24 protein-coding genes are annotated in these 23,219 nt (G+C 70.3%); 9 read left to right on the plus strand and 15 right to left on the minus strand.

Annotated features, from left to right (window positions below; genetic code table 11):
- The first annotated feature begins 87 nt into the window (after window positions 1-87).
- From G4D86_RS46955 to G4D86_RS46965, 3 genes are read left to right on the plus strand one after another with little or no spacing between them, the layout of a single operon-like run.
- Window positions 88-519: a VOC family protein gene (locus G4D86_RS46955; RefSeq protein WP_164002058.1), complete on the plus strand. Its 432-nt coding sequence runs from the start codon at window positions 88-90 to the stop codon at window positions 517-519.
- Window positions 520-532: 13 nt separating this feature from the next.
- Window positions 533-886 carry an ArsR/SmtB family transcription factor gene (locus tag G4D86_RS46960; RefSeq protein WP_164002060.1) on the plus strand — a complete coding sequence of 118 codons (354 nt, stop codon included), beginning with the start codon at window positions 533-535 and terminating at the stop codon, window positions 884-886.
- Window positions 883-1,380 (plus strand): SRPBCC domain-containing protein, encoded by a 498-nt coding sequence (locus G4D86_RS46965; protein ID WP_205520378.1) that lies wholly within the window; start codon window positions 883-885, stop codon window positions 1,378-1,380. The genes G4D86_RS46960 and G4D86_RS46965 overlap by 4 nt, the downstream gene beginning before the upstream one ends.
- A gap of 11 nt (window positions 1,381-1,391) precedes the next feature.
- Here G4D86_RS46965 and G4D86_RS46970 read toward each other — a convergent pair whose 3' ends face one another.
- The 4 genes from G4D86_RS46970 to G4D86_RS46985 form a co-directional block, all read right to left on the minus strand.
- A complete protein-coding gene (locus G4D86_RS46970; protein WP_164002063.1) occupies window positions 1,392-2,198 on the minus strand; it encodes a hypothetical protein in 807 nt (268 codons plus the stop codon).
- A 160-nt stretch (window positions 2,199-2,358) separates the two neighbouring features.
- On the minus strand, window positions 2,359-2,877 hold the full coding sequence (gene dps / locus G4D86_RS46975; protein ID WP_275899239.1) for a DNA starvation/stationary phase protection protein Dps: 519 nt from the start codon (window positions 2,875-2,877) through the stop codon (window positions 2,359-2,361).
- An 87-nt stretch (window positions 2,878-2,964) separates the two neighbouring features.
- Window positions 2,965-3,489: a carboxymuconolactone decarboxylase family protein gene (locus G4D86_RS46980; protein WP_164002067.1), complete on the minus strand. Its 525-nt coding sequence runs from the start codon at window positions 3,487-3,489 to the stop codon at window positions 2,965-2,967.
- A gap of 6 nt (window positions 3,490-3,495) precedes the next feature.
- Window positions 3,496-4,050, minus strand: coding sequence for a peroxiredoxin (locus tag G4D86_RS46985; RefSeq protein WP_164002070.1), 555 nt, complete (start codon window positions 4,048-4,050; stop codon window positions 3,496-3,498).
- Window positions 4,051-4,265: 215 nt separating this feature from the next.
- On the opposite strand from G4D86_RS46985, the gene G4D86_RS46990 reads away from it, so the two are divergent.
- On the plus strand, window positions 4,266-5,876 hold the full coding sequence (locus G4D86_RS46990; protein ID WP_164002071.1) for a sigma 54-interacting transcriptional regulator: 1,611 nt from the start codon (window positions 4,266-4,268) through the stop codon (window positions 5,874-5,876).
- 6 nt (window positions 5,877-5,882) lie between these two features.
- Here the strand turns inward: G4D86_RS46990 and G4D86_RS46995 are convergent, their stop codons facing one another.
- Both G4D86_RS46995 and G4D86_RS47000 read right to left on the minus strand, forming a co-directional pair.
- Window positions 5,883-7,196: a cation:proton antiporter gene (locus tag G4D86_RS46995; protein WP_164002073.1), complete on the minus strand. Its 1,314-nt coding sequence runs from the start codon at window positions 7,194-7,196 to the stop codon at window positions 5,883-5,885.
- A 105-nt stretch (window positions 7,197-7,301) separates the two neighbouring features.
- Window positions 7,302-8,654, minus strand: coding sequence for a hypothetical protein (locus tag G4D86_RS47000; protein ID WP_164002075.1), 1,353 nt, complete (start codon window positions 8,652-8,654; stop codon window positions 7,302-7,304).
- A gap of 112 nt (window positions 8,655-8,766) precedes the next feature.
- Between G4D86_RS47000 and G4D86_RS47005 the strand changes: the two genes are divergently transcribed.
- The 3 genes from G4D86_RS47005 to G4D86_RS47015 all read left to right on the plus strand — a co-directional run bounded on the left by G4D86_RS47005 (window position 8,767) and on the right by G4D86_RS47015 (window position 11,682).
- Window positions 8,767-10,236: an ABC transporter permease subunit gene (locus G4D86_RS47005; protein ID WP_164002077.1), complete on the plus strand. Its 1,470-nt coding sequence runs from the start codon at window positions 8,767-8,769 to the stop codon at window positions 10,234-10,236.
- 8 nt (window positions 10,237-10,244) lie between these two features.
- On the plus strand, window positions 10,245-10,979 hold the full coding sequence (locus G4D86_RS47010) for an amino acid ABC transporter ATP-binding protein (RefSeq protein WP_164002079.1): 735 nt from the start codon (window positions 10,245-10,247) through the stop codon (window positions 10,977-10,979).
- A gap of 127 nt (window positions 10,980-11,106) precedes the next feature.
- Window positions 11,107-11,682 carry a Uma2 family endonuclease gene (locus G4D86_RS47015; RefSeq protein WP_164002131.1) on the plus strand — a complete coding sequence of 192 codons (576 nt, stop codon included), beginning with the start codon at window positions 11,107-11,109 and terminating at the stop codon, window positions 11,680-11,682.
- A 3-nt stretch (window positions 11,683-11,685) separates the two neighbouring features.
- Here the strand turns inward: G4D86_RS47015 and G4D86_RS47020 are convergent, their stop codons facing one another.
- The 3 genes from G4D86_RS47020 to G4D86_RS47030 all read right to left on the minus strand — a co-directional run bounded on the left by G4D86_RS47020 (window position 11,686) and on the right by G4D86_RS47030 (window position 15,589).
- Window positions 11,686-12,561, minus strand: a complete 876-nt coding sequence (locus G4D86_RS47020; RefSeq protein WP_164002082.1) for a 5-oxoprolinase subunit C family protein — start codon at window positions 12,559-12,561, stop codon at window positions 11,686-11,688.
- Window positions 12,561-13,847, minus strand: a complete 1,287-nt coding sequence (locus G4D86_RS47025) for a LamB/YcsF family protein (protein ID WP_164002084.1) — start codon at window positions 13,845-13,847, stop codon at window positions 12,561-12,563. The genes G4D86_RS47020 and G4D86_RS47025 overlap by 1 nt, the downstream gene beginning before the upstream one ends.
- Before the next feature lie 281 nt (window positions 13,848-14,128).
- On the minus strand, window positions 14,129-15,589 hold the full coding sequence (locus tag G4D86_RS47030) for a c-type cytochrome (RefSeq protein WP_164002086.1): 1,461 nt from the start codon (window positions 15,587-15,589) through the stop codon (window positions 14,129-14,131).
- Between the two features lie 142 nt (window positions 15,590-15,731).
- Between G4D86_RS47030 and G4D86_RS47035 the strand changes: the two genes are divergently transcribed.
- Entirely contained in the window at window positions 15,732-16,868 is a 1,137-nt protein-coding gene (locus G4D86_RS47035) for an aminotransferase class V-fold PLP-dependent enzyme (RefSeq protein ID WP_164002087.1), read from the plus strand.
- Between the two features lie 4 nt (window positions 16,869-16,872).
- Here the strand turns inward: G4D86_RS47035 and cysK are convergent, their stop codons facing one another.
- From cysK to G4D86_RS47050, 3 genes are all read right to left on the minus strand, one after another.
- Window positions 16,873-17,796, minus strand: coding sequence for a cysteine synthase A (gene cysK, locus G4D86_RS47040; RefSeq protein WP_164002088.1), 924 nt, complete (start codon window positions 17,794-17,796; stop codon window positions 16,873-16,875).
- Window positions 17,797-17,814: 18 nt separating this feature from the next.
- On the minus strand, window positions 17,815-18,660 hold the full coding sequence (gene epsC, locus G4D86_RS47045; protein ID WP_164002089.1) for a serine O-acetyltransferase EpsC: 846 nt from the start codon (window positions 18,658-18,660) through the stop codon (window positions 17,815-17,817).
- A 209-nt stretch (window positions 18,661-18,869) separates the two neighbouring features.
- The gene (locus G4D86_RS47050; protein WP_164002090.1) at window positions 18,870-19,226 is read right to left on the minus strand and encodes a hypothetical protein; all 357 of its coding nucleotides are present in this window, start codon (window positions 19,224-19,226) and stop codon (window positions 18,870-18,872) included.
- Between the two features lie 132 nt (window positions 19,227-19,358).
- Between G4D86_RS47050 and G4D86_RS47055 the strand changes: the two genes are divergently transcribed.
- Complete coding sequence (locus tag G4D86_RS47055) at window positions 19,359-21,008, plus strand: AMP-binding protein (RefSeq protein ID WP_164002091.1); 1,650 nt, start codon at window positions 19,359-19,361, stop codon at window positions 21,006-21,008.
- On the opposite strand, the gene G4D86_RS47060 is transcribed toward G4D86_RS47055, so the two are convergent.
- From G4D86_RS47060 to G4D86_RS47070, 3 genes are read right to left on the minus strand one after another with little or no spacing between them, the layout of a single operon-like run.
- Window positions 20,995-21,453, minus strand: a complete 459-nt coding sequence (locus G4D86_RS47060) for a TfoX/Sxy family protein (protein ID WP_164002092.1) — start codon at window positions 21,451-21,453, stop codon at window positions 20,995-20,997. The genes G4D86_RS47055 and G4D86_RS47060 overlap by 14 nt on opposite strands.
- Before the next feature lie 21 nt (window positions 21,454-21,474).
- A complete protein-coding gene (locus G4D86_RS47065) occupies window positions 21,475-22,263 on the minus strand; it encodes an endonuclease/exonuclease/phosphatase family protein (RefSeq protein WP_164002093.1) in 789 nt (262 codons plus the stop codon).
- Window positions 22,260-23,171 (minus strand): LysR family transcriptional regulator, encoded by a 912-nt coding sequence (locus G4D86_RS47070; RefSeq protein WP_164002094.1) that lies wholly within the window; start codon window positions 23,169-23,171, stop codon window positions 22,260-22,262. Before G4D86_RS47070 ends, G4D86_RS47065 begins: the two co-directional genes overlap by 4 nt.
- Between the last annotated feature and the right edge of the window lie 48 nt (window positions 23,172-23,219).

Genomic DNA, 23,219 nt, shown 5'->3' on the forward strand with positions numbered 1-23,219 from the left:
GAATCGTTGGGTTGACAGTGGTTAACATAGTCGTTAACTATTTCCTTGAAGGTTCATCAATCTGCTTTCCCGAACTGGAGTCGTGCCATGAGGAAGACCCCCGAAGGCTGGCCTCGCATCACGCCCGGCGTTTTCTATGCCGACGCTCACGCGGCCATCGACTGGCTGGGCCGTGCGTTCGGCTTCGAGACGCGCCTGAAGGTGGAGGGGGCCGCTGGAGAAGTCGTCCACTCGGAGCTGGTGTTCGGGGACGGGCTCATCACGGTGATTTCCGCCTGCAAGCCGTCACACAAAAGCCCGCGTGCGATGAGTGGGGCCAACACGCAGTACCTCATGGTCTACGTGGACGACGTGGACGCGCACTGCGCCCGGGCCCGCGCGGCCGGGGCCGTCATCTCCCAGGAGCCGGAGACGAAGAACTACGGCGACGACTGGGGCACGGACCGGGGCTACGGCGCCGAGGACCTGGAGGGACATCACTGGTGGTTCACGCAGCGGCTCTCGAGCCCGGCGAAGTAGTCTTCGCGCTCCCATGGTGACTTCTCCTCCGACGAACGTGGACCGCACCCTGGCGGCGCTGGCGGACCCCACGCGCCGAGGCGTGGTGGACCTGCTCCGCAAGCAGCCGCACCGCGCGGGTGAGCTGGCCGCGGCCTTCGACATGAGCCCGCCGGCGATGAGCCGGCACCTGCGCGTGCTACGCAAGTCGGGGCTGGTGGAGGAGGACGGCCTCGAGGAGGACGCGCGCGTCCGCGTCTACCGCCTGCGCCCGGAGCCCTTCGCCGCGCTGCGCGAGTGGCTCGACGAGGTGGAGGCCTACTGGGAGGACCAGCTCGGTGCCTTCAAGGCGCACGCGGAGAAGACGCGGAAGGGGAAGCGCCCGTGAGCGCCGACCGGGCCCGCGTCACCACCTTCGTCGCCGTGTCGCCCCTCGACGCGTTCGAGGTCTTCACGCAGGAGACGGACCTCTGGTGGAAGAAGGGGCCCCGCTTCCGCTTCGGCGGGGCACACAACGGCGTGCTCCGCTTCGAGGGCCGCGCCGGCGGGCGCCTGTTCGAGTCGTTCGATGATGCCGGGGAGAGCGCGTTCGAGGTGGGCCGCGTTCTCGTCTGGGAGCCGGGCGCGCGCCTCGTCTTCGAGTGGCGCGCCCGGGCCTTCGTGCCCGGCGAAATCACCGAGGTGGAGGTCCGCTTCGAGGAGGCCTCGGGCGGCACGCGCGTCACCCTGGAGCACCGGGGCTGGGACGCGCTGTCTCCCACGCATCCGGTGCGTCACGGTCAGGACGGGCCGGCCTTCATCGCCAGCACGGGAATGTGGTGGGGCGAGCTGGCCACGTCCTTCCGGCTGCACGCGACACGGACTCGCGCGCCTCGGGACTGAAGCGCGCGCTTCTAGCGAACGATGGGCACCGTCACCGGCTCCTTGTCGTCGACGGTGACCTCCACCTTGCCCACGCGCCACAGCACCTCCTGGAAGTGGGCCTCCAGCCGGTGGCCGTCCGCCGTCTCCAGCACGGCGGTGCCTTCCTTCGGCAGGTACTGGCCCACGTCGTAGAGCAGCGAGGTGAGGGTGAGGCGGTCCGTGCCGTCCGGACCCGTCAGCGTGCCGGGCCCGTCCAGCACCATCTCCGAGCCGCCGATGACGGGCACGCCGCCGCGCAGGCCCACCCGTCCGTCGATGTGGAAGGTGTGGTCTTCACGTCCGGGCACGCCGCCCTCGACGTCCGCGAACAGGCGCGTCTCGTCGCCGCAGGTGCCGTAGCCGACTTCCGCCTGGAGGTTGTGCCCGTCCACCGACAGGCCGCGCAGGTCCGCGTGCACCTCCATCAGGTCTTCGCCGCCGCGATACAGGAAGGCCACCTGCCCGGTGAAGCGCAGGCCGTGGATGTCGCACCCGCCCTCGTCGAACCTCATCACCACGGCGTCCGTCACCGCGTCGTGGGCCTCTACCGTGGCGGTGGCGCACGCATACCTCGCATGCACTCCTTCCGCCGCGTGGCTCACGAACGAGCGCCGGGGCTCGCCGCAGGTGTACACCGGCAGTACGCCCAGCACCTCCAGCGCGCCGCGCACGTGGTGGGCGGCGGCCACCGCGCGCTCTACCTTCACTCGCGCGGCCTCGACCTCTTCTTTCGTAGGGGCATCGCTGCCACAGGCGGCGGCGAGGAAGGCGAGGGACAGACAGGCGATGCGTCGCATGGGGCGCTCCTGGGGTGGGGGACTCGCACCCTTCCAGAGCAACCGCCATGCCCCGCGCAACCCCGCGAGAAGAGGCGGGTGCGCCACCCCGGGTGCGTGAAGCACACTGCACACTCCGGGCGGGCCTGCCCCGGGTGCGCCGTGCCTCACGCGCGGTGTGTCAGCCTTCCAGCGACGCACGCAGGAACCAGGCGTGCTTCTCGAACTCGGTGATGATGCCGGTGACGAGGTCCACCGAGTCCGTGTCCTGGTTCTCCTCGAACGTCTTGCGGCTCTGTCGCAGGCCGTCCAGGTACACCTCGATGCGCTCGGCCAGGAGCTTCACGTGCTCCATGTCCTTGGAGGTCTCCTGCGGGTAGTCCGGCAGGCGGCTCGTCTTGCCCACGTGGCGGCTGGTGCCGTAGGCCTTCGCGCCCAGCGTCACCGCGCGCTCGGCGATGGAGTCGTTGTGGTTGGCCAGGCTCACCGCGAACGTCTCGAACAGCGGGTGCAGCGCGGCGAACTGCGGGCCCTTGATGTTCCAGTGGGCCACCTTGATTTGCGAGTGCAGGTCCAGGCCGTCGGCCAGGCGGGCGTTGAGCGACTCGGCGATGGTGGAGCGGGCCTTCTCGGGAAGGGGGCTGGGGCTTCGGTACATGGTGTCGTTCCTTTTCTTTCTCGTGCGTGTTTGCCAGTTCAGATGCCCGGCAGCCGGAAAAGGAGCGCCCCCCGGTGTTTCCACCGGAGGGCGCCTTGAATCCTCTGCGATGTCTCGCGACAGGAGGGCTTACGACTCCAGGCCCACCGCCGCGGCGTGAATCACGGCCGCGACACGGACTGCGTCGTGCACCTGGTCCTCGGAGAGGCCGCCCTCGAGGACGACCTTCTCGTGGGACTGCATGCACATCTCGCAGCCGTTGATGGCGCTGACCGCGAGGCAGACCAGCTCGAAGTCCACCTTGTTGGTCAGCACCTGCGCGAGCCGGTTCATCCGCAGTCCGGCGCGCTTGGTCGAGTAGGACTCCTTCCCGATCATGTGCCGGAAGCGGTAGTAGACGTTGTTCATCGCCATCAGGGACGCCGCGGCACGCGCGTCCTCGATGACCGGGTCCGGATTCGCCAGGGCCTTCTTCGCCTCGTTGAGCATCGCCTCCTTCAGCCGCTCGTTACGAACGGCGAAGGCGGAAGCGACGGCCACACCCCAGCGCTGCTCCGGGGTGAGGCTCCCTCCCTCCAATACGGCCTGGAGGTTGAGGCGGGTGTCCTTGTGGGCGTCCGCCAGCTCAGAGCGGACGACTTCGAGCGAGGGCATGGTGCCTTACCCCGCCTTCGCCAGCTTCTGGGTGAGGGTCTCCTCGCCCTTGGTCCAGTTGCAGGGGCACAGCTCGTCCGTCTGGAGCGCGTCCAGCGTGCGCACCGTCTCGGAGACGTTGCGGCCCACGGACAGGTCGTTCACCGTCACGTGGCGGATGATGCCCTCGGGGTCCGCGATGAAGGTCGCGCGCAGCGCCACGCCCTCCTCCTTGTGGAGGATGCCCAGCGCGTTGCACAGCTCGTGCTTCAGGTCCGCCAGCATCGGGAAGGGCAGGCCCTTGAGGTCCGGGTGGTGCGTGCGCCACGCGTGGTGCACGAACTCGCTGTCGGTGCTCAGGCCCAGCACCTGCGCGTCGCGGTCAGCGAAGTCCTTGTTCTTCTTGCCGAACTCCGCGATCTCCGTGGGGCAGATGAAGGTGAAGTCCTTCGGCCAGGCAAACAGCACCAGCCACTTGCCCTTGTACGTCTCGTTCGTGATGTCCTGGAACTCCTTGCCCTTCTCCAGGGACACGGTGGCCTTCACCTTGAAGCTCGGGATCTTGTCGCCAACGGTCAGCATTACGACTCCTTGGGGGTTGGGGGCGCCCTCATGGACGTCCCGGGAACGTGGTTCGTGCCAACTTCTACAGCAGGCCCCGTGCCAGTCTTCGCCTTCAGTGATTCCAGGGGGTTGAAAACTCCCCCCGACGGGTCGGTGCCAGCGGGCCGGTGAATAACGAAATCTCGGTGGGTTTCGCCACTGCAATTTCGGTGGACCGCTATTATTCGTGCAGCATGTCGGACGAAATGTCAGGCCGAATCGAAGGCGCGCAGGATGCTCGGGACCTGGTCGAGCTGGCAACCACGGAAGACTCGGTGGGGGACCTGCTCCGTCGGGGACTGGACTGGCTGACGCGGGTGGTGCGCTTCGACCTGGCGACGGTGTTCCTCCTGAAGGAGGGGCGCCTCGTCTCGGTGGCGGCGCGAGGTCCCCTGGCCAACGCGAAGGTGCGGCAGCACTCGCTCAACCTGGCGGAGTTCCCCTCGCTGCGCCACGCGCTGGAGACGCGGCGCGCGCGGGCCTTCACGGAGGAGGACCACTCGCACGGAGACGGGGACCCGTTCGACGGTGTGCTGGACTTGCCGCCGGGGCACTCGTGCATGGTGGTGCCGCTGTGCGCGGGCGAGCGCTGCTACGGCGTGCTGTCCTTGGACAGGGCCGAGTGCGAGACGTACCCGCAGCCGGTGGTGGACCTGGTGGAGGTGTACGGGCAGATGCTGGCCACGGCGATTCAGGCCGCGGAGCAGCGGGCCACCTTCGAGCGGATGCACCAGCAGGACCACGAGCACGCGAAGCTGCTGGAGGCGCAGCTGGGCGGTGAGTCGGAGGGCATCCTCGAGACGTCGCTGAGCCCCATCATGCGGGACTTGTCGCGGCGGGCGCGGCAGGTGGCGGAGACGGACACGCCGGTGCTGATTACGGGCGAGACGGGTACGGGCAAGGAGCGACTGGCGCGGGCCATCCACCGGTGGAGCGCGCGGGCGGACGAGCCCTTCGTCACCCTCAACTGCGCGGCGATTCCGGCGGGGCTGCTGGAGAGCGAGCTGTTCGGCCACGTGAAGGGTGCCTTCACCGGGGCCACGCGCGACAGGGCGGGCCGCTTCCAGATGGCGCACGGGGGCACGCTGCTGCTGGACGAGATTGGCGAGCTGCCGGTGGAGCTGCAGGCGAAGCTCTTGCGCGCGCTCCAGGAGAAGACCTTCGAGCCGGTGGGCGGCGACAGGACGGTGCGCGCGGACGTGCGCATCCTCGCCGCGACGCACGTGGACCTGCAGCAGGCCATTGCCCAGAAGCGCTTCCGCGAGGACCTCTACTACCGGCTGAGCGTCTTCCCGCTGCGGCTGCCGCCCCTTCGCGAGCGGCGCGAGGATTTGCCGCAGCTGTGCACCTTCCTCCTGGAGGAGCAGACCCTGCGCACGGGCCGGCGGGGCATGCGGGTGACACCGGCCGGGCTGGCGCGGCTGGAGGCGTATGACTGGCCGGGCAACCTGCGCGAGCTGGCCAACGCGCTGGAGCGCGCCACCATCCTCTCGCGGAGCACGGAGCTGGGGCCGGATGCGTTCGACCTGCCGGTGCGCGGCGGCGCCGGAGCCGGGGGCGGTCGTGCCGAGGCCTCCGCGGGGGAGGGCGCATCGGCGGAAGCGCCGCTGAAGCAGGGCGCGGTGCCCACGCTGGCGACGGTGCAGCGCGAACACATCCTTCGGGTGCTGACGCTCACGCGCGGCCGCGTCTACGGGCCGGGTGGGGCGGCGGCGCTGCTGGGGCTCAAGCCGTCCACGCTGCAGAGCCGGATGAAGAAGCTGGGCATCGCCCGGCTGGACCAGTTCGTCGTGGACGAGGTGTGAGCGGGCCTACGCGGTGGCCTCGCGCCGCCGCTGCGCACGTCCCTCATAGCGTTTCATCAGCGGGGTGACGGAGATGCCGTGCACGGCGATGGACGCGGCCACCACCCACAGCACCAGCGACAGCAGCCGGGAGGAGAGCCCGTCTCCCAGTCCGTGGTCGATGGCGTAGAAGAGGTAGTAGAGCGAGCCGATGCCCCGCACGCCGAACCAGGCCATCAGCACCCGCTGGTGCTTGTCGGAGCGTGAGCCCACCAGCGACAGCACGACGGACAGCGGCCGCAGCACGAAGAAGAGCAGCGGGGCCAGCCACAGCACCTCCGGTGGGAAGGGCGTGACGGCCAGCAACAACCCCAGCCCCACCACCACTCCGACTTCCGCGATGCGCTCCAGCGCCTCGTTGAAGCCCAGCACCGCGTTGGCCATGTACGCATGCGCGTGCGCGGGGTTCGTCGCCGCCTCCAGCTTGTCCGCGGAGCGCGCGGCCTCCTCCACCTTCTCCGCCGGGCGCGCGCCGGTGTGCTTCCGCTCGATTCGCCGCAGCGCGAGGCCGGCGGCGAACACCGCGAGGAAACCGTAGCCCTTCACCAGCAGCGCCGCGCCGTACGAGAGCGCGATGAGGCCCAGCGCCAGCAGTTCGTCCAGGCCCACGGCCTCGCGGTGGTGCTTGCGCAGATAGAGCACCAGCCGGCCCACGCGGTCTCCCAACACCACGCCCACCATGAGCCCCGCCGCCGTGGCCCACAGCACGTCCACCACCACCCAGCGCCACAGCCCGGGCCCCAGCTCATGCAGGCCCAGCAGACCCAGCCCGAGCATGACGAAGGGAAAGGCGGTGCCGTCGTTGAGGCCGGCCTCACCGGTGAGGCCGAAGCGCAGCCTGTCCCTGTCCAGCGCGTGGGACACCTGCACGTCCGAGGCGAGCACCGGGTCCGTGGGCGACAGGATGGCGCCCAACAGCAGCGCCGCGCCCAGCGGCAGGCCGAGCGCGCCCATGCCCACCAGCGACACCATGGCCACGGTGAGCACCATGGCCCCGAGCGCCAGGCGCAGGGAGACGCGCCACTCCTTGTCCTTCAAGGGCAGGCGCAGCTTCAGCCCCGCGCTGAAGAGGGAGATGATGACCGCCACCTCGGTGATGCGCTCCAGGAGCGCGGCCTGCTTCAGCGGCTCCAGGTGGCCCAGTCCCAGCCGCCCCAGCGCGAAGCCCACGCCCAGGTAGAGCAGCGAGGTGGACAGCGGCAATCGCTTGAGCACGGAGCCGCCCAGCGCCATTGCCACCAGGAGCAGCCCGATGATGAGGAACCAGGCGATGGACTCCATGCGAGTGACCTACGTTGGCCACTCCGGTGCCTCATCCCAAGGTGCAGGTGCTTCGGAAGCCGCCTGGCCGGCAGCCGGGGGCGCGGCCAGGCGGGCTCGTGAGGTTCAGCGGGGCGCGTTCGGCAGCGGGTAGGTGGTGGCGCGGCCGAAGGGCTGGTCGAACAGGTGCGGGTCCGACTGGCGCGTGCGGAAGAGGTCGATGATGTAGTCCATCCGCTGGCCCAGCTTGCTCCAGTCCTTCGCCGCGGTGCCCTTCAGGCTGTCGGGGCTGTGGTCCAGCTTGCCGAGCAGCGCCTTCAGCTCCGGGTTCTGGATGGTGCGCAGGTGCGGCGGGAAGAGCGTGGACTCCATGCCCTTGGGCGGGGGCAGGTCATTGCCAATCTTGAGCGCACCGCCGGGGACGGCGAGCTTCATCATGTGCTCGGTGGCGAGGCCCCGGAACACGCTCGCCACGCCGTCCACCACGGGGTTGAGCAGCGCGTCCACCGCGCCGGACTTCAGCGCGGCCTTGCCGGCGAGGTTGGCGGGGAAGGGGAGCCCGTTGATGGCACCCTCGACGGACTGCTTGAGGATGTCCCGGAAGATCTCCTTCACCGGCGCGTTGAGCGCCCGCTCGACGTAGGGCGTGAGCTGCGTCTGCTCGTGCAGGCCAATCTTGTTGTTGGCCAGGAGCATCAGCTCGGCCTTCTTGTTCGGGTCCTTCTCGGTCATCGCCTGCGCGTAGTGGCCGAAGGCCTCGCGGAGCAGCGGCTTGTCCTTGGGGAAGCTGTCCAGGTACTTCTGCAGCTTCGCCGGGTCGGGCTTCGTGTCGCCCTTGAAGGTGTCGACGAAGCGGGCGAACTCCTGGCCAATCTCGTTGAAGACGAACTGGTTGCCGCCGGCGATTTCCTCGCTGACCCTGGCGAGCGCCTTCTGGCCGGCCGCGCCGAGGTCACCGAGGGGCAGCGAAGGCAGGCCCAGCTTGCGCAGGAAGTCGTCCACCTTGCCCAGCGGGCCCATGACACCACCGGCGCCCTTGAGCACGTCGGTGAAGATCTTGGGCATGTCCTCGCCGCGGATGCTCACGCCGGCCTGCTTCGAGGCCCACGTGCCGAAGGTGGCCCAGTTGGCGTTGTCGTCGCCGACCAGCTTCCCCATGGCGTCGGACAGGTCGTGGTAGCCCTGGGTAATCGCGTAGTTGCGCGCCACCGGGTCCTTCATGGCGGCGATGGCCTTCACGTCCGCCGCCGTGGGGTAGCTGCCCGGGGCGATGCCGCCCGCGGCGGGCGCGGTGACGGGAGAGGACAGCGCCACGTTCCCCGCGCGGCCCTTGCCCGAGTCGAACTTCGACACGCCCACCGAGTCCGCGCGCGCGGCCTTGGGCTGCGGAGCGGGCTTCACCTCGTTGCGCGGGAGGGCCGGCTTGGGAGTCTCGCTGGGGCGGGGCTGGATGCGGGGTCCGGAGACAGGCGTCTTCATGCCGTCAGTATCGGGCATTGAGGATCTGAAGTTGCGTGCCCGTCACCCGCCGGCCCCGGAGGGTGGAACCCCTTGAGATATCAGCGGAAGGTGCCCATGTGAGCGGGCGCCCATGCGCCGCTTCCACTCCTCGTGCCACCGGGCCTGGACTCCGGGGCTGGCCTTGCTGGGCCTCGTATGGGGGCTGCTCTGGGCCACGGGGTGCAGGGAGCCCGAGCGCCCCTCCGAGCGGGGGGACTGGAAGGGGCGGACGCTGCGCATCGGCACGGATGCCACCTATCCCCCCTTCGAGTCCGTGCGGGACGGGGAGCTGGCGGGCTTCGACATCGAGCTGGGCGCGCTCATCGCCGAGGAGCTGGGCGCGAAGGTGGCGTGGACCAACACCTCCTTCGACGGGGTGTTCCCCGCGCTGATGGCGGGGAAGTTCGACCTGGTGATGTCCGCCGTGACGATGACGCCCGAGCGCCAGCAGCGGCTGGGCTTCTCCGACCCGTACTACACCGCCGGGCAGACGGTGGCCGCGCGGGCCGGGGACGCGCGCATCACCGGGCTGGAGAGCCTGCGCGGGAAGGTCGCGGGCATCCAGCTCAACACCACCGCCGCGCTGGTGCTGAAGCAGTACCCGGACGTCGAGGTGCGGCAGTACCCGAGCATCGACCTGGCGCTGCAGGACCTGCTCAACGGCAACCTCGACGGCGTGGTGGGGGACGCGCCGACGCTGCACTACTTCATCACCCACGGCTTCCAGGGGTTGCGCACCACCGGGGGCCTGCTGACGGAGGAGCACTACGGCATCGTGTCGAAGCCGGAGGACACCGCGCTGCGCGAGGCCGTCAACGGAGCGCTCCGGCGGCTGCGGGAGAGCGGCCGGTTCGCGGCGCTGGAGGAGAAGTACTTCGGCGAGGCGGCGCGGCGGGCCCCGGTGGAGCCCACGGGCGTGCCCTGGGGCCGCGTGGCGCGGCGGCTGGCCCAGGGGCTGGCGCTGACGCTGGGGCTCACCGCGCTGTCGCTGCTGGCGGGGCTGCCGCTGGGCCTGGTGGTGGCGCTGGGGCGGCGGGTGCGCATGCGGCCCCTGGCGTGGCTGTGCGCGGCGTACGTGGAGGCGCTGCGCGGCACGCCACTGCTGGTTCAAATCATCTTCATCTACTACGCGCTGCCGCAATTGCTGGGCGTGGATCTGGCGCCGATGCTGGCGGCGGTGCTGGCGCTGACGCTCAACAGCGCGGCGTACGTGGCGGAAATCTTCCGCGCGGGCATCGCCTCCGTGGACCCGGGTCAGTCGGAGGCCGCGCGGGCGCTGGGCATGAGCCCTGCGCAGGCCATGCGCCACGTCATCCTCCCGCAGGCGGTGCGCAACGTGCTGCCGCCCCTGACGAACGAGGGGATTGCCCTGCTGAAGGACTCATCGCTGGTGTCCATCATCGGCATGGCGGAGCTGACGCGGGCGGGACAGGAGCTGGCGAGCCAGCTCGCCGCGCCGCTCGCCATCTGGCCCGCCGTGGCGGTGTTCTACCTGCTGGCCACGCTGCCGCTGACGCGGCTGGCCTCGGCGCTCGAGCGGCGCCTGCAACGTCAGCGCTGAGGAGGCGCATGTCGCTCGTCGAAGTTCGCAACCTGCACAAGCGCTTCGGGACGTTGGAGGTTCTCCGGGGCGTGGACCTCACGGTGGAGCCTGGAGAGGTGGTGGTCTTCGTGGGCCCGTCCGGGTGTGGCAAGTCCACGCTGCTGCGGTGCCTGTGCGGGTTGGAGATGCCGTCGGAAGGGGAGGTGGTGGTAGGCGGCGTGCCGGTGCGCGACGAGCCGAAGGCGCTCCAGGCGCTGCACCGTCGCGTGGGCATGGTGTTCCAGCGCTTCCTCCTCTTCCCCCACCTGAGCGTGCTGGACAACGTGACGCTGGCGCCCCGCAAGGTGCTGGGGTTGCCGGACGCGGAGGCCGAGGCGCTGGGCCGGCGCATGCTGGAGTTGGTCCACCTGGGCGAGAAGGCCGGGGCCTGGCCGGAGCAGCTGTCCGGCGGGCAGCAGCAGCGCGTGGCCATTGCCCGGGCGCTGGCGATGAAGCCCGAGGTGATGTTGTTCGACGAGCCCACCAGTGCGCTGGACCCGGAGCTGGTGGGCGAGGTGCTGGAGGTCATGCGCGAGCTGGCGCGCGAGGGGATGACCATGTGCGTGGTGACGCACGAGATGGGCTTCGCCGAGGACGTGGCCCACCGCGTGCTGTTCATGGACGCGGGGAAGGTGGTGGAAGAGGGCGCGCCCCAGCAGGTGCTGCGCGAGCCGAAGCACCCCCGCACCCGGGAGTTCCTGGCTCGCCTGCTGCGGCGGTGAGGAGGGAGCCGCTGTCAGACCCGTGGAGTAGGAAGGAGTGGACACACCATCAGGGGTGGGGTTTCACTTCCGGAAGACAGGGCTGATGATGAACGGGTTGGAGGTTGGTGGACCGGGGAGCATCGAGATGGGCAGCGAGACGAAGCGGCGCGCGACCTATGCCGACATAGAGGCGCTGCCCGAGAACATGGTCGGGCAGCTCATCGACGGCGAGCTCATCGCCATGCCGCGGCCCGCGAGCCCGCATGCGGTGGCGCATACCGTGCTCGGAGGCTTGCTGGTGACGACCTTCCAGGTCGGACAGCGGGCGCCGGGTGGCTGGTGGATTCTCGACGAGCCCGAGCTGCACTTCGGCGAGGACGTGCTGGTTCCAGATATCGCCGGATGGCGGCGCGAGCGCATGCCCCAGCTGCGGCGGATGCCCTTCTTCACCCTGGCACCAGACTGGGTCTGTGAGGTGCTCTCACCGTCCACTGCGACGCTGGACCGCAAGCGCAAGCGGGAGATCTACGCGCGCGAGGGTGTGGAGTACGTCTGGCTGGTAGACCCGGCGCTGCGCACGCTGGAGGTGTTCCGGCGGCAGGAGGGGCAGTGGGTCCAGCGGGGCACGTACTCCGGCGAGGCGCGCGTCCGGGCCGAGCCCTTCGAGGCCCTGGACCTGGACCTCGGCTTGCTGTGGCCTCCGGAGCTGGAGGCGCCCTGACCGTCACACGGTGGGCCGGAAGCGCTCCAGGTGTTGGCGCCACGCCTCGCGCGCTCCCCTCATGCTGACAGCGACGAAGCGCACGGGTGTGCCCGGACGGCGCGCGCAGAGCCGGCCCCAGTCCGCGTGGATGACGGTGGCGATGAGCGGATAGCCGCCCGTCGTGGGGTGGTCCGGCCCGAGGACGATGGGCTCTCCCGACAGCGTCACCTGGATGGCCCCGCGCACCATGGGGCGCGACGTGCCGGCCCCTTCGTCGCCGTGTGCCAGCGCCGTCCCGCGCAGCCGCATCCCCACCCTGTCGCTCGCGGGGGACACGGTGAAGGTGTCCGCCAGCAGTGACGCCCGCGTCGCCGCACCGAAGCGCTCCAGGTCCGGACCGAGCATCACCCGGATGGGCGCCGTCACATCCAGCGCATCCCCGAGCTCCAGCGTCTCCGGCGTGCCGCCACCTTCGCCCAGTGGAAGCGCATCTCCCGGACGCAGCAACCGGCCCTGGTGTCCTCCCAGCCGCGCCACCAGCAGCGTGCCGCGTCCACCCAGCATCTCCGGCACCGCGAGCCCACCATCCACCGCGACGTAGCGCACGCTCGCGGACTCCGGGGCGGGCACGGTGAAGACCTCACCGTCCGCCACGCTGAAGGTCCGCCCGTCCACGGACACGCGCGTCCTTCGCCCGCGCCCCCGCAGCTCCAGCTTTCCGAACGTCTCCAGCGCCGCCGCGCCCCACGGGTTGCCCACCGCGCGGTTGGCCAGCGCCAGCAGCTCCGGCACCCACGCTCCGCCCGGAGGCACGCCATGGTGCATCTGCCCCGGCCGTCCGGCGTCCTGCACCGTGGTGGGGGCGCCTACGCCCATGATGTCCAGCCAGCCCGCCATCAATCCACCCGCTCGAAGCGCACCCGGTCACCGAGCCGCAGCACCGCGCCCTGCTCCGGCGTGAAGGCCGTGAAGTCCAGCGCGGTGCCGATGAGGTGCCACCCGCCGGGCGAGGCGAAGGGGTACACCCCCGTGCGCCCTCCCGCGATTCCCACCGCCAGCGCCGGCACCCGCGTTCGCGGCGTGGCCAGCCGGGGCACGACGATGCGCGAGTCCACCTCGCCCAGGTACGCGAAGCCCGGCAGGAAGCCCACGCACCGCACCGTGTACTCGCGCGCCGCGTGGAGCTTCGTCACCTCGTCCTTCGTCAGCCCCGTGCGCGCCGCCACCGCCTCCAGGTCCGGCCCGTCGTAGCGCACGCGCAATGTGGCGGGCGGGCGCGCGTCCGGAGGGGGCGGCACGTGCAGCAGCCGCGCGAGCGCCAGCCGGGGTTCCTCGGGCGGCGCATCCGGGTCGAAGTACACGCAGGCGTGCTCCTCGGTGATGACGGCATCCACCACGCGGGGCAGCGCGCACAGGGCCTCGCGCGCGGACCGGCGCTCCAGGCCCTCCGGCAGCGCCAGCCTCAGCGCGCCATCTCCCAGGGCCTCCGCGCGCAGGGCGAGCGCATCCAGCGTGGCGCGCACCTCGCGGGCCAGCTCCACCGCGCCCGGTGTGTCCCCGTGCACGCAGAGAGTGTCCACCGTGCCGCCGGTGGCCAGCCGCACGGTGTTCTCCCGGGCCCGCGCGACGTCGGTGAGCACCGCCCCGGGCTGCCCGCGCGGAATGAGCGAGCCGTCCGGCCGCGTGCCCCGGTCCGCGAAGCCCTCGCGTGCGTAGGCCAGCCCCGCCGCGCGGGCCGCGTCGCGCAGGGCGCCCGTGCCCGGGCCGATGACGGTGATGCTCCGCCCCAGCGCCTCCACCACGCCCTCCACCACCGCCCGAGCCAGCTCCGCGGAGGCATTGGCCGAGTGATAGAGGGCGCCATGCGGCTTGGCGTACCGCACCGGCACGCCCTGGCTGGCCGCGAGCCGCGCGAGCCGGGCGCACTGGCCGGCCACCTGGCCGCGCATGACTTCGGGAGACACCTCCAGCGCCTTGCGGCCGAAGCCCTCGCGGTCCTCGTAGGAAGGGTGCGCTCCAGCGCGCGTGCCATGGCGGGCGCAAGACTCCAGCGCGCGGCGCATGGACGCGTCATCCCCCGCGTGCCCACCACAGGCGATGTTGGCCACGTGGGCGAGCGTGTAGAGCTGCTCGTCCTCCCCGGGCAGCTCGCCCAGGTCGATGTTGAGGAGGCACTCCGTCATGGGAGGCCCACGCTACGCGAGCCGGACCCCGGGCGCAGCCTTCCCTCCTCGGGGGCACTCGCGGGGCGACAGGCGTGGTGGCTGGAAGTCACACGTGCCACCCCGGGGCAGGGGCCGGTTAGCACCGGAGTGGCACGCGCCTCGAGGGTGTAACCAAGAACCACTCCCGAGGAACTTCCACTCCAGATACGCCGCACCGGCTTTTCTCTGGCAATTCCGCCCTTCATTTTCCGCCCGCCCGGGTGGGAATCCCGGCGGGCTCCATCGAAGGCGGAAGCGGCTCAGCGGGAGGCCGGCAGCGAGGCCGGGCCACCGGCCTTCACCCAGCGCACCAGGGCTCGCGCGGTGCGCTCGTCAATCAGGTCCGCATAGGTGGGCATGGGTGTGCCCGGGAGGAACTGTTCAGGGTTGCGCACCCAGCGCACCAGGTCCGCGTCACTCCGGCCCACGGCCTTCGCGAGCCGGTCGTGGTAGCGGGCGCCGGGGCCATGGCAGCTCGCGCAGCCGAGCTGCACGAAGAGCTTCGCCGCATCCACCTTCGGCTCGGGAGCATGCGGCTTCCGCTGAGGGGCCGGGGCGGCCACCGTGCCGCCGGTCTTCGAGGATGACGCGCTCGGCGTCGCCGCTCCGGCACCGGTGGCCGGAGTGCTCGCCGCCGTCCCGGCGCCCGTGGCGGCCGAAGCGCTCGTGGACGCGGAGTCCTCGTGTCGGCTCAGGGCGGCGGCCTCGGCCACGGAGCTCGCGGTGTCCGCGTCGGCGCCCTCGGACTTCTGCGCGCTCGCCTCCACCCAGTCCGGACGCACGGAGGTGGCGGTGAGGCGCGGCCGGGCCCCCTTCACCTCGTTGTCCTTCTCGGGCACGGAGCGCAGGAAGTCATAGATGGCCTGGGCCTCCACCGCGTCCATGCCCCGGAAGCGCGGCATGGGCGAGCGCAGCGCGGAGCCATCCGGGGCGAGGCCATCTCTCACCGCGCGGGTGAAGTCCTCCAGCGTCCAGTGCGCCAGCCCCGTCTCGTGGAAGGTGATGTTGCTGGAGCGGACCTTGTTCCCCTCCGGGTCCAGGAAGGACATGCCGCCGGAGAAGACGTCGTCGCCCTCCGTCTTGTTCGGGCTGAAGCCGTCGGTGTGGCACGACGCGCAGTCGTACACGTCATGCGCCATGTAGCGGCCGTACTCCAGGGTGGCCGCCTTCGCCGGCACGGGGATGCCCGAGGCGGGGCGCTCCACGGGGTCGTTGCCGGTGACGACGCGGAAGCCCAGCCCGCCAATGAAGCTGAACTCCGAGCGCGGCGCCGGCTGCGCGTCCGGGGCGAACAGCGGGTCCCCCGAGCGCATGAACCCCAGCACCGCCGCCAGGTCCGCGTCGCCCATCGCGTAGCTGGGCATCACCATCAGCCGTCCGTCGCGACTCACCGCGTAGCGGATGGCGCGCGCCAACTCCTCGTCCGTCGCGGAGCCCACACCCGCCGTCGGGTGCGACGTGAGGTTGGCCGCGTAGAAGCTCCCCATGTACGAGGGCAGTTCACGCAGCGGCGCACCGGACACCGTCTCCGCGCCACCGTTCCGGTGGCACGCCTCGCAGCTCGCATGGAAGATGGTGGCGCCCCGCGCCAGCGCCGCCGGGGACGCGTCCGCTCGAATGGGAGGGTAGGGCGCACGCACGGTGCCCGCGCAGCCCGCCAGCAGCAGCGTGAGTCCCGCCAGCAGCGTGTTGCTCACGGCTCCCACAACCTCTCGGCGCATGCGGTGCCCTCGTCTCGTGGCCAGCACCCGACGAATACCGCATCCGCCCGCCGGGCGGGAGGGAGGGGGCCCTGCCACGGGGTGGACACCGCCCTTGCGACAGGCACCCGCAGTGAAGAGGCCTGCGGGTAGAGTCGCGCGCATGACGCGCTCGCTCGAGTCCTACCGCGCCCTCTTCCCCGTCCTCCAGGAGCAGCTCTACCTCAACCACGCCGGAGTGGCCCCCACCAGCCTGCGAGCGGCCGAGGCCGTGCGTGGCTGGATGGACGACCTCGTCTACCACGGCATCAAGCACGAGCGCGGCTGGGAGAAGCACTGCGAGCACGTGCGCGGACTGGCGGCGCGGCTCGTCAACGCCGAGCCCGGCGAGGTGGCCTTCGTGCGCAACACCAGCCACGGCCTGGGTCTCGTCGCGGAGGGGCTGGACTGGAAGCCCGGGGACGAGGTGGCCGTGGCCTCGGCGCTGGAGTACCCCTCCAACGTCTACCCGTGGCAGCACCTGAAGGACCGCGGCGTGGCGGTGCGCGAAATCGAGGCGTCCTCCGGCGGCGTCACCCCGGAAGCGGTGGCCGCGGCCCTCACCCCGCGCACGCGGCTGGTCGCCCTGTCTTCCGTGCAGTTCGCCACCGGCTACCGCGCGGACCTGGATGCGATTGGCGCGCTGTGCGAGCGCGCGGGCGTCCTCTTCTGCGTGGACGGCATCCAGAGCGTGGGCTGCATGCCCGTGGACGTGAAGAAGAGCCGCATCCACTTCCTCAGCGCGGACAGCCACAAGTGGATGCTCGGCATCGCCGGCATCGGCTTCCTCTACGTCGCGAAGGACGTGCTGCCCCGGCTGCGCCCGGTGCTGGTGGGCTGGCGCAGCACCACCGACGCGTGGAACTTCAACCGCAGCCACTTCGAGCTGCGCGCGGATGCCCTCAAGCTGGAGGAGGGCAGCGCCGCGTACACCGGCATCTACGCGCTGGGCGCCGCGCTGGAATTGCTGCACGAGGTGGGCGTGGGCGTCATCGAGACGCGCATCCACGCGCTGCTGGCGCGGGTGGAGGAGGGGCTGCGCGGGCTGGGCTGTGACGTGGGGCCCTCGCCGGAGCACCGCGCGGGCATCCTCACCTTCCTGCCTCCCGGCGGAGACGCGCGGGCGCTGGGCGCCTGGCTCGCCGAGCGCGATGTCGCCCACTCCGTGCGCCGGGGGCGCGTCCGCCTGTCCCCCCACTTCTACAACCTGCCCGAGGAGATGGACCGGTTGGTGGAGCTGGTGCGGACGCGCCTGGGCTGACGGGCTACTGCTGGGCGGGGAAGAGCGTCTCGATGGAGAGGTAGCGCTCGCCGGTGTCGTAGCAGAAGCACAGCACGCGGCTGCCGTCCGGCATCTCGCCCAGCTTGTGACTCACGGCGGCCAGCACGGCGCCGGAGGAGATGCCCACGAAGATGCCCTCCTCGCGCGCGGAGCGGCGGGTGAACTCGTACGCGTCCTCCTCGTTCACCTGCAGCGCGCCGTCGAGCGCCTCCTTGTGCAGGTTCTTCGGGATGAAGCCCGCGCCGATGCCCTGGATGGGGTGCGGGCCCGGTGCTCCGCCGCTGATGACGGGCGACTTGGTGGGCTCCACCGCGAACACCTTCAGCTTCGGCCACACCTTCTTCAATTCCTCGGCGCACGCGGTGATGTGGCCGCCGGTGCCCACGCCGGTGATGAGGTAGTCCAGCCCGTCCGGGAAGTCCTTGAGGATTTCCTGCACGGTGGTGCGGCGGTGCACCTCGATGTTGGCCTCGTTCTCGAACTGCTGCGGCATCCACGCGTTGGGCACCTGGGACACCAGTTCCTGCGCGCGAGCAATCGCGCCCTTCATGCCCTGGGCGCGCGGGGTGAGCTCGAAGGTGGCGCCGTAGGCGGCCATGAGGCGGCGGCGCTCGATGCTCATGGAGTCGGGCATGACGAGCACCAGCTTGTAGCCCTTCACCGCGGCCACCATGGCGAGGCCGATGCCGGTGTTGCCGCTGGTGGGCTCGATGATGATGCTGTCCTTCTTGAGGATGCCGCGCTTCTCCGCGTCCTCAATCATGGACAGGGCGATGCGGTCCTTGATGCTGCCGCCCGGGTTGGCGCGCTCGAGCTTCATGTGCACCGTGACGCGCGAGGGGAACAGTCGGTTGATGCGCACGTGCGGCGTGTTACCGATGGTCTCCAGGATGTTGTTCGCCTTCATGGCTTGGGCCTCGTCGGGTCAGATGTGGAACTCGAGTGCGTCCAGCGTTCCATCCGCACCGCGGGGACGCACCTCGCTGCGGCGGGTGACAACGGACTGCGGGGGGACGCTCTGCGTGAGCCAGGCGTTGCCGGCGATGATGCTGCCCCGGCCCACCACCGTCTCTCCGCCGAGGATGGTGGCGTTGGCGTACACCACCACGTCGTCCTCGATGGTCGGATGGCGCTTCTTGTCCGCCAGTGCCTTCTCCACCATGAGCGCGCCCAGGGTGACGCCCTGGTAGAGCTTCACGTTGTCGCCGATGAGCGTCGTCTCGCCGATGACCACGCCGGTGCCATGGTCGATGACGAAGCGCCGACCAATGGTGGCGCCGGGGTGGATGTCCACGCCGGTGCGCTGGTGGGCGTACTCGGTGAGCAGGCGCGGCAGGAGCGGGAAGCCGAGCGCGTGCAGGGCATTGGCCACGCGGTAGATGGCGATGGCGTAGAAGCCCGGGTAGGTGAGGATGACCTCGTCCACGGTGCGGGCGGCGGGGTCCGCCTCGAAGATGGCCTGGGCGTCCTGGCGGAGCCAGTCATAGAGGCCGGGCAGCCGCTCCATGAAGCGCGCGGGCAGGGACGGGTTGATTTCGGGGTAGAGCGGGGCGAGCGTCTCGCGGATGCGGTGGAGGCTGGCCTCCACGGTGGTGACGTCGCGGCGCACGGCGGCGGCGGTGCACTCCAGGCGCTCCGCGAAGTGCGGGAAGAGCAGGCCGAGCACCTGACCGACGAACTCGGGGGCCGCGCGACGCACGTCTGGAGGGAAGCAGTGGCGCTGCCGGGCTTCGAGCAGGGCCGCGACCAGCCGGGAGTTGGAGTCGTCCATGAGCGCCTCCATTTAACGCGCCGCGTGCGAGCGCCGCACGGCTTGAATGCCGCTTCGGCTTCGAGAAGCGGCTCCAAGGCCCCTGAGATGTAGGACAGGGGACAGGCGGGCGGGGCCGGGAGGGAGGACGCGGGCGGGCCGCTCCGGCCGGGGGCCGGGCAGGCAATGGGGAGGCGGGTGGCGGGGGAAATATCAGGCGAGGGAGGGCACTACCCGCAGTCGTGCTCCAGGTTGACGTGGAAGTTGAACATGACGTTTCGGGTCCTGAGCACCACGTTCACCTGGCCGGTCCCCCCGACTGTCTTACAGGGCGCCAGCCCGCCCACGTAGATTCCGCCCGCGGCCTTGATGTGGTCCGGAACCCAGTTCCGCAGCGCCGGGATATCGGTGTTCGCCATCACGTACCCGGGAATGCCGCAGTCGAACCTGTCATCTCGCAGCTCGATGGTGACCTCCACTTCGTGTCCGCTGAGGGTCAGCTCGAACGAGCGGGTGTCCTGGCTGAGGTAGCTCGCGAAGGCATTGACGACCGCGGTCTCGATATCCGCGAGTGGAAGCGTGACCATGGCTGTTCTCCGTCCAGTTGAGTGCTTCGCCTGGGTGGACGCGCTGGCTTCGCCTGTTGTGATTCTTCATGGGCGCACACCCGCGCCATGGGGCACTTGCCGCATACCAAGCAACGGCGGGACGATGGCCGCATGACCCACGCTCCGGTCCCTTCCTACGTCCACGGCACCAGCCCCACCCCGCTGCTCGGCGAGACGATTGGGCAGAACCTGCGCCGCACCGTCGAGCGGCACGGAGACCGGGAGGCGCTGGTGGTGGCCTCGCAGAACTACCGGGCCACGTACCGGCAGCTCTGGGACACGACGACGCAGGTGGCGCTGGGGCTGTTGGCGCTGGGCGTGGAGAAGGGGGACCGGGTGGGCATCTGGTCCCCGAATCGCTTCGAGTGGGTGGTGGCCCAGTACGCCACCGCTCGCATCGGCGCCATCCTCGTCAACCTGAACCCGGCCTACCGCACGTCGGAGCTGGAGTACGCGCTCATCCAGGCCGGCGTCAGCGTGCTGCTGCTGGCGCGCGGCTTCCGGCAGACGGACTACAAGGCCATGGTGGAGGAGGTCCGTCCCCGCTGCCCCGGCCTGCGCGTGACGATGGTGATGGACGATGACTGGCAGCTGCTGCTCTCCAACGCGAAGCACGTGAGCGAGCAGACGCTGGAGCAGCGCGAGGCGTCGCTCCAGTTCGATGACCCCATCAACATCCAGTACACGTCCGGGACGACGGGTTTCCCGAAGGGCGCCACGCTGTCGCACCACAACGTGCTGAACAACGGGTTCTTCATCGGGGAGGCGCTGCGCTACGGCCCCGAGGACCGCGTCTGCATTCCAGTGCCCTTCTACCACTGCTTCGGCATGGTGATTGGCAACCTGGCCTGCACGTCCCACGGCGCCACCATGGTGATTCCGGGCGAGGCGTTCGACGCGCTGGCCGTGCTCCAGACGGTGCAGGCGGAGCAGTGCACGTCGCTGTACGGCGTGCCCACCATGTTCATCGCGGAGCTGGACCACCCGCGCTTCGGTGAGTTCGATTTGAAGTCGCTGCGCACGGGCGTGATGGCGGGCTCTCCGTGTCCGGTGGAGGTGATGAAGCAGGTGCAGTCGCGGATGAACATGCGCGAGGTGACCATCTGCTATGGGATGACGGAGACGTCGCCGGTGTCCACGCAGAGCGCGCTGGATGACCCGCTGGACAAGCGGGTGTCCACGGTGGGGCGCATCCATCCGCACCTGGAGGTGAAGATTGTGGATGCGGACTCGGGCGCGGTGGTGCCGCGCGGGCAGCCGGGTGAGCTGTGTACGCGCGGGTACAGCGTGATGCTGGGGTACTGGGAGAACCCGACGGCCACGGAGGCGGCGGTGGACAGGGCGGGGTGGATGCACACGGGCGACCTGGCCACCATGGACGCGGACGGCTACGTGAAGATTGTCGGCCGCATCAAGGACATGATCATCCGCGGCGGGGAGAACATCTACCCGCGTGAGGTGGAGGAGTTCCTGCACACGCACCCCGGCGTGAGCGAGGCGCAGGTCATCGGTGTGCCGAGCAAGAAGTATGGCGAGGAGGTGATGGCCTGGGTGAAGGCGAAGCCCGGTGTGACGCTCACGGCGGAGGAGTTGAGGAAGCACTGCACGGGGCGGATTTCCACGTACAAGGTGCCGCGCTACTGGAAGTTCGTGGACGCGTTCCCGATGACGGTGACGGGGAAGGTGCAGAAGTTCCGCATGCGCGAGCTGTCCGTGGGCGAGCTGGGGCTGGAGGACGCGGAGGCCATCAAGACCGCTTGACGCGGGAAGGTGCCTTGCGCGCGGCCTTCTTCACCGCAGCCGCCTTCTTGCGCGCAGGTGCTTTCTTCACCGGCACCGCCTTCTTCGCCACGGCCTTCTTCTTCGGCGCCTTCTTCAACGCCGCCCGCTCTGCCGCGCCCACCGCGCGGCGGGCCCACGGGAGCAGGGCGTACGCGTCATCCGCCGCGTCCGCGGGTGGCGTCCAGTAGCCCATCTCCACGGACTTGCCCGCGCCCTCGTACACGAAGGGCCGGCACCCAGCCGCCTGGAAGTCCGGCTTCGTGACGTCGTCCACCTTCAGGAAGAGCTGCCCCGCGATGATGAGCCCGAACATCCGCCCGCCGAAGTACAGCCCCCACCCGCCGAACATCGACCGCGACTGCACCGGCCCGAGCTTCTCCAGCAACTCCACCGTGTACTCCACGAAGCTGTCCGTCTTCGCCATGGCTCCCTCTCCTCGATTCACTCAGCGGAACGTCGCCACCAGCGGGTTGTGGTCCGACGTGTCCCCCACCTCCAGGACCTCCGCCGACACCAGCCGCTCCGCCATCCGCGGCGACGCGAACACGTAGTCCGTCCGGTAATCAATCGCCACGCCGCCCCGGTTCCTCCGCGCCGTCACCCACTTCGACGATGCCGGCCGCTCCCGCAGCGTGTCCACCCAGCCGTACTCCTCCACGTCGTCGATGACGTCGAAGCGCGGCGGATGCCCGTACTTGTCAGTCCCCGCCTTCCGCAGCCGGTCCTCCAAATCCACCGGGTACGGGTCCTTCCTCGACAGCGAATTCAAATCCCCCGCGAGCACGTACTGCCCTTCGCGGAACGCCGCCGCGTCCAGCAGCGAGCGCAGGTAGCGCGCCTCCACGTACCGCAGCTTCTCGTGGTGCGCGTCGAAGTGCGTCCCGAACAGCGTCACCGGCCCATTCACGTCCAGCTCGCACTGGACGATGCAGTGCCCCAGGAAGTGTCTGTCGTTGTGCACGTTCACCGAGCGCAGCCCGGGGCGGCTCACCACCGCCACGTGATAGCAGCGCCCGCTCGGCCGGGAGCGCGACTGTCCCAGCACCAGGTGCGCATCGTCTTGCGGCACGTCCAGCGCCTCCGCCACCCGGCGCAGCCGCCCGCCGTCGTCCCAGCCCAGGCACTCCTGCAGCACCAGCACGTCCGGGGACTCGCGCGCCAGGAAGGTGAGGATGGCGTCGAACCGCTCCTCTCCTCCTTGCAGCACGTTGAACGTCATCACCTTCAGCGTCATGAAAGGCCTCTCCCCCAAGGCTCGGGCATCGCTCGGATGCTGTCCACGACGAAGGTCTTCAGCGCCCGTGCCGCCGCCGTGAGGTAGCCCTCTCCCCGGTGCACCAGCGCCACCTGCCGCTTCGGCCCGCGCACCAGCGGCACCACGTCGAACCCCTGGGCCTGGTGGTCTCGCGTCATCAGCTCCGGCACCAGTGCGACGCCCAGCCCCCGCTCCACCATGCGGCGGATGGCCTCCGCGTTGTCCGTCTCCAGCGCCAGCTTCGGCGTCACCCCGCGCGCCTCGCACTCCGCCTCCAGCGCGCGCGTGCCGCTCATGCCGGGGATGACCACCCACGACTCGCCCACCACCTCCGCCAGCGCCACCGGCTTGCCCTGCCGCGCCAGCCGGTGCCCGCGCGGCACCACCATCACCAACCGCTCCTCCCACAACTTCTGCGCCACCAGGTCCGCCCGCCGCACCGGCAGGGACAGGATGGCCAGGTCCAGCACCCCCCGCGCCACGCTCTCCTCCAGCGCCTGCGCCGTGCCCTCGCTCAGCCGGGGCCGCACCTCTGGGAAGCGCTGCGCGAAGGCCGGGATGATGTCCGGCATCAGGTACGCGCCCACCGTGTGCAGCGTGCCCAGGGACACCGTGCCCTGGGGTGTGCTCGACAGCCGCTCCAGCTCCGAGGTGCCCTTCGAGAGCGCCTCCAGTGCCCGCTGCGCGTGCGGCAGGAAGCGCTCGCCCGCGTCCGTGAGCACCGCGCCGCCGGGCGTGCGGACGAGCAGCCGCGTGCCCAGCTCGGCCTCCAGCGACTGCAACTGCCGCGACAGTCCCGACTGCGACAGCCCCAGTCTCTTGGCGGCGATGGAGAGGCGGCCCTCCTGCGCCACCTGCAGGAAGGCTCTAAGCTGTTCGGTGGTCATGCGGTTTCCGCAAGAAGTCTATGCGCAAGGTGCGGTTTCCGCATGGCC

Origin of the sequence: Pyxidicoccus caerfyrddinensis (assembly GCF_010894405.1) — a bacterium.
In the GTDB taxonomy this organism is placed as follows: domain Bacteria; phylum Myxococcota; class Myxococcia; order Myxococcales; family Myxococcaceae; genus Myxococcus; species Myxococcus caerfyrddinensis.